The organism is Mucilaginibacter sp. P4_E8, assembly GCF_056401495.1.
On record NZ_JBFUJG010000037.1, the window covers coordinates 37,732 to 50,746 of the forward strand.

Here is a 13,015-nt window from a genome sequence, read left to right on the forward strand (position 1 = left end):
ATAATTAAAAAAGTTGATAGGTTGTATTGCAAATGTGAAAATTTATGAAATTAATACCCCATTATTACTGAAAATAGCAAATAATCACTGTAATTGTATCAATTACAACCTCTTTTTATTTGTTATTACTTTCACATCGTTGTTTTATAACGTTTAATAACCTTTTCTGAAAATCAGACAGTAAACAATTGCCCCAAAATGAGGCATATTGATTTATTCTTGTATCCAAGCGGTACGATGATGCTAAACTTAGCTCAATTTTATTATTACTTATCTTTTTTAATGTATAGGAAGCATTTAGAAACTCAAAATGATTACCGGTTAAAATATGCCGGTCAAAAACGGTGTTCCGAATGGTTGAGGGTAATACTTTGATACTGAACGATACATTTCTATTCCTCTTCCAACGGTTAACAGTTTCAATAAACATTAACCCTCCTTCAAAATGTCCGGTTCTGGTAGCTCCAATAGTGTCTTTATTAAGTTCTGCAAATAGGGGGCGGGGTATACCTGCATAATTAAATACTCCTTTGGTGTATTCCTCATTGTTGATTTGCCTTACCCTTACTACATTTTGCCAGATATTTTGCAGATTAGAATTAATTAGAACCGTGGTATTTACATTGTAAATGCCTGTTGGGATTTTGAACTGGTCCTCGATGATTCCGGTTATAAATGGTATGAGTAGTACAGAATATAAAACGCCTCGGTTTTTGCGATAATGCAGCAGGAACTTTCCGAAAATTAATCCGCCCATCATCGCTCCTAAAAGAAACGGAGCCGCAATAACCAGGATGCATAAAATATCCTCAATACGTGTAATGAAACAAAATATAAAAAAAACCAAAACTGTAGAACAGGGAGTGATTACCCTGTAGGTTAAACGCTCCAATTGTATAGGCCTGGCAAAAAGCATGGGGGTTATCCCAATAAATACCGGCACGATCCAGATAAATGTTATTGAAAACAGATCAGTAAAACTAAAATCAATTTTGAAGGCAATGTTAAATACCAGTCGCAAAATCAGTCCATAAACGGCTCCTAAAAAAACACCCCCATATTTACTGGTAATTAATTTCAATTTATTACTGAAAAGACTGGTCATGGGTAATAATGGTTTAGTATATCAGAAACGGGTGATCTGCTTCTAAAGTAAAACAATCCAAATTAAATTCCGAAATTCGGGCGCTTACTTTATCAGCCTGATGAAAATATTAATAGTTAACAATACCCAAATACCCGCCGCAAAATATGGCGGTACCGAGCGGGTGATCTGGTGGCTGGGTAAAGAACTTAACCGGCTGGGGCATGAGGTAACTTACCTGGTAGCTGCCGGCTCAGAATGCCCGTTTGCAAAGATTTTAATTTATGATCCTGCAACTGATATGAACCTGCAGGTACCTGATGATATTGATGTGGTGCATTTTCACTTTCAGGTGAGCAACTTTACAAAGAAGCCCTACCTCATTAACGTGCATAACAATCCGGGTTATGGACATCCGTTAGATAAGAACTCGGTATTCGTATCTGCCGATCATGCAGCGCGGCATGGGTCGTCGGTTTTTGTACATCATGGCCTCGACCCTGATGATTATCCCAAACCTGATCTTTCAAAAAAACGCATCCACACACACTTTTTGGCAAAGGCTGCCTGGCGTGTTAAAAATGTAAAGGGGGCTATTGATGTGGCTACTCAAAGCGGTAACAAGCTGATAGTTTTGGGTGGTACCCGTTTAAATTTAAAAATGGGCTTGCGCTTTACACCTCATATTAATGTACGGTTTAAGGGCATGGTTAATAATGATGAAAAGTCGGTGGTGCTCAACGGTTCAAAAGCATTGTTGTTCCCGGTTTTATGGCACGAGCCTTTTGGTTTGGCTATTATTGAAAGCCTGTACTTCGGCTGCCCGGTATTTGGCACGCCCTATGGTTCCCTGCCCGAACTGGTATCGCCAGAGGTGGGGTTGCTTAGCAACAGTAAGCAAGTACTCACCGATGGACTTAAAGCAGTGGCCGGATTTAATAACCAGCTTTGCCATGATTACGCTGTTGACAATTTTACTGTACAAAAAATGGCTCAAAAATATTTGATGCTTTACCAGGAGGTTTTGAATGGTGAAACATTAAATGCGGTTAATCCAACATTGATAGAAACTTCACCAAAGTATTTGCCATGGATTAATTAGTAATTTTATAATGTGTTATTTTGTACAGCTTATTGCGATAAATATATCTGGTGAATAGTTCAGCAACCTCCATATCCGCGGCACAAAAAAGACCATATATAGTGGTACTGGTTTTGGCCATACTGGTTAATATAGCCGGCATAGGCATTAAATATTTTACCGACGATCCCAGTCTGTACAGTATGCTTGCCCGCACCATGGCCCAAAGCAATAATTTTGCTGATATCATTTACCATGGGAAAGACTGGCTGGATAAACCACATTTTCCCTTTTGGATGGCGGCCCTGAGCTTTAAAGTTTTTGGCATTAATACCATAGCWTATAAACTGCCGGCCCTGTTGTTTTTCCTGATGTCGGTTGTGTATACTTATAAACTGGCCCGTAAATTTTATGATCAGGAAACGGCTCTGATAGCCATTTTAATATTGCTTACCGCCCAGCATGTTTTAATGTCGAACACCGATGTGCGGGCCGAGCCTTATATTATGGGCCTGCTGATGGGCGCTGTGTATCACTTTTATAAAGTTAAGGAGCGCTTTAGCCTTATTGATATTTTGCTGGCCTCGTTATTTACAGCMTGCGCGGTAATGACTAAAGGAATATACCTGCTGATCCCCATTGGCAGCGCTATTATTGGCGACTATCTGTTTAAAAAGGATCTGAAAAGTCTTTTTCACCTCAAATGGCTTTTGGCTTTTATACTGGTAGCCATTTTTACACTGCCCGAAATTTATACCTTATATATACAGTTTGATCTGCATCCCGAAAAAGTGGTCTTTGGCAAAACCGGCATATCGGGCATTCATTGGTTTTTGTGGGATAGTCAGTTTGGGCGATTTAATAACAATAGCTTTATCAAAAACACCCACGGCAGTATCTTCTTTTTTCTGCATACGCTTTTATGGGCCTTTGCCCCCTGGATGCTTTTATTTTACTATGCCATTTTCAGGCACATCCGTAAAATGGTTAAAGGGGTAGCGCTGCCCGAGTATATTACCATCAGCGGGTCTGTGGTAATGTTGCTTATTTTTTCGATCTCCAAATTTCAGTTACCGTTTTATACCAATATCCTGTTCCCGTTCTTTGCCATTATAACGGCGGGGTTTGTTCGGGAGGTGTTTAGCAGCAACAAAAACCTGTTTTTTACTATTACCCAATACAGTATAAGTGGTTTGCTGATAATAATAGTTATAGTGCTCAACTTCATTTTCGCGCCTGAGCGTTTGACCATATTTCTACCACTCTGTATTTTATTGGCGGGCATCACTTTATACATCTATAAAAATACAGCCTCAAAGCAAAGGGCTTTGTTTTTATTCACCTGCTGTGTGGGCCTGTGGGTTAATGGCTACCTCATGAGTGTGGTGTACCCTACACTGCTTACCTTTAAGGGCGATTTGCACGCTGCCGAATATATTAATGAACATCATCCAAATGATGAGGTGATAGCGGCCTTCAATGTGCCGAATGCTTTTGAGTTTTACACCCACCAACCGGTTACATTCATGGATCTGGGCGAGGCCACTAAACATGCCAATGCGCTGATCTTAATTAATGATGCTCAGAGGGAGGAGTTGCAAAAAAACAATGCCCCATTTGAATTGGTGAAGGCATTTGATAATTACCCGAATGAGAATATGACGCTGCCGTTCATTATCAAAGCAAAAAGGATGACTACCTTGAATCATTTCTTTTTGGTGAGGATGCCCGGCACTGCAAAATAAAATTCCGAAATTCGCCCCAAGTAAATCCGAAATTCAACATCCCACATCCGACATCAAAATATGCTACAAATACAGGAAAACGTATCCCTTAAAAACTTTAACACTTTTGGTATTGATGTTTCTGCCCGTTATTTTGTGGAGATAGCACATGAGGACGAATTGGTTGAACTGTTTGCAGATCCGCAATGGCAGCAAATGGAGCGACTGGTGATGGGTGGGGGCAGCAACCTGTTATTAGTTAACAATTTTGAAGGGTTGGTGATCCGCATGAACATACGCGGTATCGAACACCGTATAAGTCACAATGATGTTTTTGTGGAAGCCGGCGGCGGCGAGGTGTGGAATGACCTGGTGAACTTTTGTGTGGCCCGCCAATATGCCGGTATCGAAAACCTGAGCCTCATCCCCGGTTCGGTAGGTGCATCGCCCATTCAAAATATTGGCGCTTATGGCGTGGAATTAAAGGACACTTTTGTGAGCTGTAAAGCTTTTGAAATTGCTACAGGCACATTTAAAACCTTTACCAAAGCCGACTGCAAATTTGGCTATCGCGAAAGTGTATTTAAAAATGAACTGAAGGGATTGTATATTATAGTATCGGTAAAGTTTCATTTGTCGCTGATCCCTAATATCAATACCCAGTATGGCGCCATAGGGCAGGAGCTGGCCAGCAGGGGTATTACATCGCCTACTATAAAAGATGTTTCGCAGGTAGTATCGCATATCCGGGTATCCAAACTTCCTGATCCTTCAACAATAGGTAATGCCGGTAGTTTCTTTAAAAACCCATTGATCAGTGTTGATGAGTTTAAGGTGATCCAGTCAAAATTCCCCGATGTGGTGAATTATCCGGGCGGCGATGGCCTGGTGAAATTAGCCGCGGGATGGCTTATTGAACAGTGCGGATGGAAGGGGAAAACTGTAGGAAATACCGGAACATGGAAAAATCAGGCACTGGTATTAGTGAACCATGGCGGTGCCACCGGACAGGAAGTGTACAGCTTTTCGTCGCAAATCATAGACAGTGTGTACACTAAATTTGGCGTTATGCTACAACGCGAGGTAAATATTATTAGTTAAATAATTTTATTCAAACTAAACAAATCCAGCCCTTTTTACTTCCTTGTATAACATTTTTGTTACAAACAAACACTGCTCTCACTTGACTATTTTCGGTATTTAGTAGATATAATTTGTTGTTTATAAGATACTTAATAACATTTATAGTGTAATAATTACACTTTGAATTTTTGTTTTTAAATTTAACTTAAAGTTTTGTCCGCGTTCAAAGTTAACCGGTAAATGGCATCATGCTTGTCTAACACTTGTTACAAAACTTTAACAAAATGACAAAGATTGAGTTTAACACCCTAGTACTACGTCAGGCAAGTTCATTAAGGTCTTACGCCCTTCATTTTACCCATGACGCAGATGATGCTAACGACCTTGTCCAGGATACAATGTTGAAGGCCATAACTTATTACAATAAGTTTAAAGAGGGTACAAATTTAAAAGGATGGTTATACACCATCATGAAAAATACGTTCATCAACAACTATCGCCGTTTTGTTAAAATGAGCACATTTGTTACCAAGTCTGATGAGATCTCATCTCCAAACCTGGTATTCAGTTCAACAAAAAATCAAGGCGAGGCAAAGTTTGTGATGGATGATATTAAAAGAGCCCTTGACAGGTTACCCGAAGATTACTACGTACCATTTACGATGTATTTTGAGGGACATAAATACCATGAAATAGCCGATCATCTGGATATCCCTATCGGCACAGTAAAAACCCGCATTCACGTGGCACGTAAGTTATTAAAGAAGAATTTAAAAGCTTACGATAACGGTATTGCCAAACCCGTTTATGCAGAGATTTAATATAATTAAACTCACCATATAGTAAAAAACCCGCTGATGAGGCGGGTTTTTTACATTTGTGTTTAAATTATCTGCAGTTTATACTTCCAACCCTGTTTGCAGGTCATAAGTATAGGATGATCCTTCAATGGTGATCTTAACTTTATGGTCGCCTAAAAATATAATGGTTCCCTTATAATCCCAAATACCCTCGGCGCTGCTGCCCTTAGTGGCAAACGTTGCCGAACCACTTATAACGTCGCCATTTTTTGTAGGATCAATGATCAGGGCGGTTAGCGTAAAATTATATGTCCCGGTGGTAGGTTTTTCTGATGCTTTTTTAGGCTGTACATTGGCATAAACATTTAACGAGCCACTTAGCGAAAGTTGCGAGTTTTTATTACCCGGAACCAATCTTTTAAGCACTAAAGTTTCGCCGCTTTTTGATACGATGGTATAATTAGCTGATGTAGCCGAAACGTTTAAACTATCATAAACGCTTACGCCCGATAGTACGCCACCCGTGCAAAGCACTTCATATTTTATCCTGTTCCAGATATCAAATTTGGCAGTATCACTGGCGTCAAGAGAAAACTGAAAAGCGGTATCGATCTTAAAACCGCATTGTGGGCCATCATTGGTCGACTGTATTTTAAGGCGGCCTTTATGACCAATATCCATATTTACCGGCATGTCTACTCCGTCGGCAATACTAAAGGAGCCATATTCGCCATATAATATTTGTTTAAGATTTAAAGCCACCTGGCTGCTTATCACCTTTGGGGTAACCGTACTTGAATTACGGGTGATGCTTGATTTGGTACATGCCGAATAACTTATAGCAATACAGGTAAGTAACAAAAGAATGAGTTTTAACTGGTGTTTCATAATGAGGTTTGGTTAGTATTTTTACAAATTTAACTTATTATCAATGAATTAAGAAAAAAGGCAGTCAATTTATGGTATTATATGGTTGTAAGTATAAATAGGATGAATTATTACAATTTATCAGTAAATCAAATAAACAAAGCATCAATTAACTACCAAACTAATAGGGATTTTCTTAATTTCGCAACCTCATACGCGTAAACAATAAAATGGACTATCAATTTAAAGATATAGAGCAAAAGTGGCAGCAGTTTTGGGCCCAGAACGGAACCTTTAAAGCTGAAGATAAAAGCGCCAAACCCAAGTACTATGTGCTGGATATGTTCCCTTACCCATCGGGTGCGGGGCTGCATGTTGGCCATCCGCTGGGTTATATTGCATCTGATATTTTTGCACGTTATAAACGCCTTAAAGGTTTTAACGTGTTGCACCCTATGGGTTATGATAGCTTTGGCTTACCGGCCGAGCAGTATGCCATACAAACCGGTCAGCACCCCGCTATTACTACCGCGGAAAATATTGCCACTTATCGCCGCCAGTTAGACCAATTAGGTTTTTCGTTTGACTGGAGCCGGGAAGTACGCACCAGCTCGCCCGATTATTATAAGTGGACGCAGTGGATATTTATGCAGTTGTTCAACTCCTGGTATAATAAAGATGCCGACAAAGCGGAATCAATTGCCAAACTGGTTGAGCATTTTGAGCAAAAGGGATCGGCCGGGATAAACGCCGTAAGTGATGAAGAAATATTAAGTTTTACTGCTGATGAATGGAAAGCCTTAAGCAACCAGGAGCAGCAGAGCGAACTGTTAAAATACCGCCTTACCTACCTGCGCGAAAGTACCGTAAACTGGTGCCCGGCTTTAGGTACCGTATTGGCTAATGACGAAGTAAAGGAAGGCTTTAGCGAGCGCGGTGGTTACCCGGTGGAGCAAAAGAAAATGTTGCAGTGGAGCATGCGCATCACCGCCTATGCCGAACGCTTGTTGCAAGGTTTGGACACTATTGACTGGCCAGAACCGCTAAAAGAAATGCAGCGCAACTGGATAGGCAAAAGTACAGGAGCGTCTGTTCGTTTTCCGTTGCCAGGTTCGGGGAACGAGGTTCAGGGGACAGCAAATTCCGCAACCGGCAACACGAACCCCGCAACCTATATAGAAGTTTTCACCACCCGGGTTGATACCATTTTTGGTGTTACCTTTTTGGTGATAGCACCTGAGCATGAGTTGGTAGCCTCGTTAACTACGCCGGAGCAAAAGGCAAGCATTGATGCCTACATAACCCAAACCAAAAAGAAATCGGAGTTGGACAGGATGGCTGATGCCAAAACCGTATCGGGCGCGTTTACGGGCAGCTATGTGTTGAACCCGCTGAATGGCGAAAAGATCCAGATCTGGATTGCAGATTATGTTTTGGCCGGATATGGTACAGGCGCGGTAATGGCCGTACCATCGGGCGATCAGCGCGATTATTTATTTGCTAAGCATTTTAACCTGCCGATAGTACCTATCATCGACATACAAAATATTGAAACTGAGGCCGACCCGACCAAAGAAGGTACATACATCAACTCCGACTTTATGAACGGGTTGGATTATAAGGCGGGTACCGCTGCTGTTATCGCCAAATTGGAAGCAATTGGCGCGGGCAAGGCAAAAGTAAACTTCAGGATGCGCGATGCCATATTTGGCCGCCAGCGTTACTGGGGCGAGCCTGTGCCGGTTTATTTTAAAGATGGTTTGCCTCATTTAATTGAAGAAGATCATTTGCCGTTGTTATTGCCCGAGGTTGATAAATACCTGCCAACCGAAACAGGCGAACCACCATTGGGCAGGGCAGAAAACTGGAAACATCCCGAAGGAGAATACGAGCTAAGCACCATGCCGGGCTGGGCCGGTTCAAGCTGGTACTGGTACCGTTATATGGATGCCCAAAACGATAAGGAGTTTGCATCGAAAGAAGCTATTGCCTACTGGAAGGATGTTGACCTGTATATAGGTGGCAGCGAACATGCCACCGGGCACTTGTTGTACAGCCGTTTTTGGAACAAGTTTTTAAAGGATATTGATAAGGTGGTTGAGGAAGAGCCTTTTAAAAAGCTCATTAATCAGGGGATGATACAGGGCCGAAGCAACTTTGTGTATCGTTTAATTGACGAAATAGGGCGCGGTACTAACACTTTTGTTTCGCACGGGTTAATCAGGGAATACCACACTTCGCCAATACATGTTGATGTTAATATGGTAGAGAACGAAGTGCTGAATATTGAAAAGTTCAGAAAGTTCAGAGCTGAATTTGAAGATGCTGAATTTATACTGGAAAATGGTAAATACATCTGCGGCGTTGAGGTGGAGAAAATGTCTAAATCCAAGTTCAATGTAGTGAACCCGGATGACATTATTGGCCGTTACGGTGCTGATACGCTGCGTATGTATGAAATGTTCCTTGGTCCGCTGGAGCAGAGCAAGCCCTGGAATACCAATGGTATTGAAGGAGTGTTCAAATTCCTGCGTAAGTTTTGGAGGATGTTCCATAATGATGCCTGGGAGTTTAGCGTGTCCAATGCCGAGCCATCAAAAGCCGAACTGAAATCATTGCACAAGATCATCCGCAAGGTGGAAGAAGATGTGGAACGTTTCTCGTTCAATACCTCCGTATCCAGCTTTATGATAGCGGTTAATGAGCTTACCGATCTGAAATGTAATAACCGGGCAATTCTGCAGGAGCTGGTGATCGTACTTTCATCATACGCGCCACATATTTGCGAAGAACTGTGGACCTTGCTGGGCAATCCGGCAGGCACGTTATCGTACGCGCCATTTCCAAAATTCAACAGCGCTTATTTGGTTGAGGATGAATTTGCTTACCCGATATCCATCAATGGTAAAACAAAAATGAACCTCAATGTATCACTAAGCCTGGAGCCAAAGGATATTGAAGCCTTTATTTTGGCCAATACCGATGTACAACGGTACCTTGACGGCAAAACCCCTAAAAAGGTAATTGTGGTTAAAGGAAGAATTGTAAATATGGTGGTGTAAGCCTTCAAGTTCCTTAAGAGGGCTATAGTCTATTTTGTCATCCTGAGGAACGAAGGATCTATCCGGCGATATGCATAGTTCGCGAGTAGATCCTTCACTGCGTTCAGGATGACAAATCAAAAACAATCATCGCAGACGAATATAAGTCGGAATCAGCTAAAGAAAGAATCCTGTAAATCCTTTAATCTGAAAAATCAAGGTTCAGACAAAGAAGATAGCGTGTAGAGCCTGCCCACTATACTTCGACGAGTTCGGCAATGACATCATTATTCCTTTATTTATCCTTCATTCCCGTGGCATTGATGCCATTACAAATGCCCACTCAAGCGACTTATCGAATTAACATGGTGTTTACATAACCTTAGTGTAACATATACATTACAATTTTAGTTTTATTAAAAAAATAACCATTTGGGGTGTAACATTTGAACTACTTTCGCCTCCAATTACGAAAATACATAGCGAATGAAACGTTTTTACATATTTATAGCAATTTTTTGTTTTGCACTTTCTGCAAAAGCCCAGTTTGGTGTGGGCGGCGGCGGACCATCCACAACGGGCCGAATATCCGGTACAGTGATTGATTCCGTTACCAAAAAACCAATGGACTATACTACTGTAGGTTTGTACCGCACCGGCGGGAAATCGCCCATAACAGGTGTGGTTACTGACGAAAAAGGAAACTTTAAACTGGATAATATAAAGCCAGGCAGTTACAAATTAGTAATATCATTTATTGGTTATCCATCAAAAACAATTGATCCGGTTGTTACTACGGCATCAAAGCCCGATAATAAACTGGGCTCGGTTTTTATATCACCAGGCGCTAAATCATTAGCCCAGGTTAATGTAGTAGGCCAGGCACCCCTTATCGAGAACAGGATTGATAAGATTGTTTACAATGCCGAAAAAGACCTTACCGCCGCTGGTGGTAATGCAACGGATGTGCTGCAAAAAGTGCCTTTGGTAGCGGTTGATATCAATGGTAATGTATCTATCCGTGGCGATCAAAACGTGCGTGTATTGATAAATGGTAAACCATCAGGCGCTACATCGGCCAGTTTATCTGATGTATTGAAAACCATCCCTGCCGATCAGATCAAAAGCATTGAGGTAGTTACTTCGCCATCGGCGAAGTATGATGCTGAGGGCTCTGGAGGTATCATCAACATCATCACTAAACAAAAAAATGTTTCGGGATTTAGCGGCTCCGTGAGCGGTGGTGTGGGTACACGTCAAAACAATGGTAATATAAACTTAAACTATAACAAGAACCGCTTTAGTTTAGGGATAAACGCGGGTGGTAATTTAACGTGGCCACAAACGTCAATTACTACTTTTGACCAAATGATTACCACGCCGGCCCATGGCGATACAGCGGCAGTTAACCTGCATAACCATAATGATTTAACAAGCCGTATCAAAAGGCATGGTGCTATAGGTTCGGTTACCGCAGGTTATGAGTTTAACGCGTTCAATAGCATTAACAGTACATTCAGGCTTAATGATGGCGGTTTTAATACCGATGGCGGCGGAACGTATAATAGGAACCTTAACGGTACCGCGTTGCAATACTTAGGCAGTACAACATCGCACAATCACTTTGGTGGGTTTGACTGGAATGTTGATTACACCCACAAATTTAAAAAAGAAGGCCATGAATTTACGGTTTCAGGTCAGTGGAGCCATAGTGATATAACTACCGATTACTCAAGTCAGTTTACAGCGATTAACCCAAGTCAGATAGGTAGTAACAACGGTAAAAATAACGAGTACACTTTTCAGGCCGATTATACTTTGCCGGTGAGCAAATTGTTAAAAATAGAGGCAGGTGGTAAAACCATACAGCGCCGTATTAACAGTAACTATGATATATTTTCGACAGATGAGCAGGGTAATAACGCGGTACGTGATTCATTAAACTCTAATTTGTATGATTACAATCAAAATGTTTATGCCGGTTATACTGTATTAACATTCACCCTGCCAAAAAGCTACTCGATATTGGCAGGTGGCCGTATTGAAAATACCAGGATCAAGGGCGATCCGCAGAACCCTTTCCAGGATGCAAGCAGTGGTTTGTTCCAAAATTTAGAGCCATTTAATGCCAGTTATACTACTTATATCCCAAGCTTAACCATACAAAAGCAGTTTGGTAGTCAAACAATAAAGTTATCATACAGCAAACGTATTCAAAGGCCAAGCCTGCAGTTCTTAAATCCGTTTATTAACCGCAGCAACGTACAAAACCAAACTGTAGGTAACCCTAATTTATCGCCAGAAACTTCACAAACGGTTGAGTTAGGGTACAATACCTTCATCAAATCATCAGTGCTTAACTTTTCGGTTTATTACAAGAAAACCAATAACCTGATTGAGGGTATCGCATCGCCGTTAACAGAGGTTATACATGGTGATACTATACAGGGTACGCGTACTACCTATTCAAACGTGGGTACAAACAAATCATTCGGTGCCAGCTTTTTTGGGTCGGTAAACCCGATAAAAGCGTTAACCATACGTGCAAGTATCAACGCATTCACTTATAGCCCTACTCCTCAAGGGGTATTTGTTGATAATTCATCAGCAACAGGTACTTACTTACAATATTCTGCTTTCGGAAGCGCTTCATTGCAGGTTACCAAGAGCTTAGTGGCCGAATTATTTGGCTTTACCAATTCATCGCGCAGAACCATACAGGGAACCAACCCGGCCTTTGGTATATATGCCTTTGGTATCAAGAAGCAATTCATGGAGAAAAAATTATCTATCGGGTTTAATACCGTGCAACCATTTGCAAGAGACAAAGCCTTTAACCAGAATATAAACAGCCCGGGCTTTACACAAACCAGCTCAACAGCGTTTCCGTTCCGTTCATTTGGTTTAACCTTTAGCTACAGCTTTGGTAAATTGAACTTTAGCAACCCTAACCAACAGAAAAAAGGTGTTAACAATGACGACCAGAAACAAGGTGACCAGGGCGGTGGCCAGGGTGGTCCACCTGCAGGCGGCAGATAAAATTCAGGACTGTTAAAACAGGAATCAGGATTTATAACAAACAAGGCCCGGGAATTTTCCCGGGCCTTGTTTGTTATAGGATAACCACTCCGTCATTGCTGTAAGGGTTTAGTAATTCGATGACAAGGTAGCAGGTTTATTTTGTGTTGTTTAAGGTGATCATATCAATAGGTCTTTTTCCACCAATACCTTGGTGAGGTCTTTCCCAGTTATAGTAGACCAGGTATTGCAGGAGTTCGTCTTCAAGTTCTTCGAGGCTGTCGAAATCAGTGTCCTCGATCAGGTCTTCCTTAAGC

At 41.4% G+C, this 13,015-nt stretch carries 9 protein-coding genes; 6 read left to right on the forward strand and 3 right to left on the reverse strand.

Features of this window, described 5'->3' with window-relative positions; genetic code table 11:
- Nucleotides 1-115: 115 nt before the first annotated feature.
- A complete protein-coding gene (locus AC1DRQ_RS15350) occupies nt 116-1,105 on the reverse strand; it encodes a hypothetical protein (protein ID WP_477425561.1) in 990 nt (329 codons plus the stop codon).
- Between the two features lie 100 nt (nt 1,106-1,205).
- Here AC1DRQ_RS15350 and AC1DRQ_RS15355 point away from each other — a divergent pair, with 100 nt between their 5' ends.
- The 4 genes from AC1DRQ_RS15355 (at nt 1,206) to AC1DRQ_RS15370 (ending at nt 5,793) form a co-directional block, all read left to right on the forward strand.
- Complete coding sequence (locus AC1DRQ_RS15355) at nt 1,206-2,186, forward strand: glycosyltransferase (RefSeq protein ID WP_477425562.1); 981 nt, start codon at nt 1,206-1,208, stop codon at nt 2,184-2,186.
- A gap of 50 nt (nt 2,187-2,236) precedes the next feature.
- Nucleotides 2,237-3,910 carry an ArnT family glycosyltransferase gene (locus tag AC1DRQ_RS15360; protein ID WP_477425563.1) on the forward strand — a complete coding sequence of 558 codons (1,674 nt, stop codon included), beginning with the start codon at nt 2,237-2,239 and terminating at the stop codon, nt 3,908-3,910.
- A gap of 60 nt (nt 3,911-3,970) precedes the next feature.
- Nucleotides 3,971-4,990, forward strand: a complete 1,020-nt coding sequence (murB, locus tag AC1DRQ_RS15365) for a UDP-N-acetylmuramate dehydrogenase (RefSeq protein ID WP_477425564.1) — start codon at nt 3,971-3,973, stop codon at nt 4,988-4,990.
- A gap of 266 nt (nt 4,991-5,256) precedes the next feature.
- Nucleotides 5,257-5,793 carry an RNA polymerase sigma factor gene (locus AC1DRQ_RS15370; RefSeq protein ID WP_429400951.1) on the forward strand — a complete coding sequence of 179 codons (537 nt, stop codon included), beginning with the start codon at nt 5,257-5,259 and terminating at the stop codon, nt 5,791-5,793.
- Between the two features lie 78 nt (nt 5,794-5,871).
- Here the strand turns inward: AC1DRQ_RS15370 and AC1DRQ_RS15375 are convergent, their stop codons facing one another.
- Nucleotides 5,872-6,660 carry a hypothetical protein gene (locus AC1DRQ_RS15375; protein ID WP_477425565.1) on the reverse strand — a complete coding sequence of 263 codons (789 nt, stop codon included), beginning with the start codon at nt 6,658-6,660 and terminating at the stop codon, nt 5,872-5,874.
- Nucleotides 6,661-6,869: 209 nt separating this feature from the next.
- On the opposite strand from AC1DRQ_RS15375, the gene leuS reads away from it, so the two are divergent.
- Both leuS and AC1DRQ_RS15385 read left to right on the forward strand, forming a co-directional pair.
- The gene (gene leuS / locus AC1DRQ_RS15380) at nt 6,870-9,701 is read left to right on the forward strand and encodes a leucine--tRNA ligase (protein WP_477425566.1); all 2,832 of its coding nucleotides are present in this window, start codon (nt 6,870-6,872) and stop codon (nt 9,699-9,701) included.
- A 465-nt stretch (nt 9,702-10,166) separates the two neighbouring features.
- Nucleotides 10,167-12,719 carry a TonB-dependent receptor gene (locus AC1DRQ_RS15385; protein WP_429400948.1) on the forward strand — a complete coding sequence of 851 codons (2,553 nt, stop codon included), beginning with the start codon at nt 10,167-10,169 and terminating at the stop codon, nt 12,717-12,719.
- A 136-nt stretch (nt 12,720-12,855) separates the two neighbouring features.
- On the opposite strand, the gene AC1DRQ_RS15390 is transcribed toward AC1DRQ_RS15385, so the two are convergent.
- Complete coding sequence (locus AC1DRQ_RS15390; protein ID WP_477425567.1) at nt 12,856-13,002, reverse strand: integrase core domain-containing protein; 147 nt, start codon at nt 13,000-13,002, stop codon at nt 12,856-12,858.
- Nucleotides 13,003-13,015 lie beyond the last annotated feature (13 nt).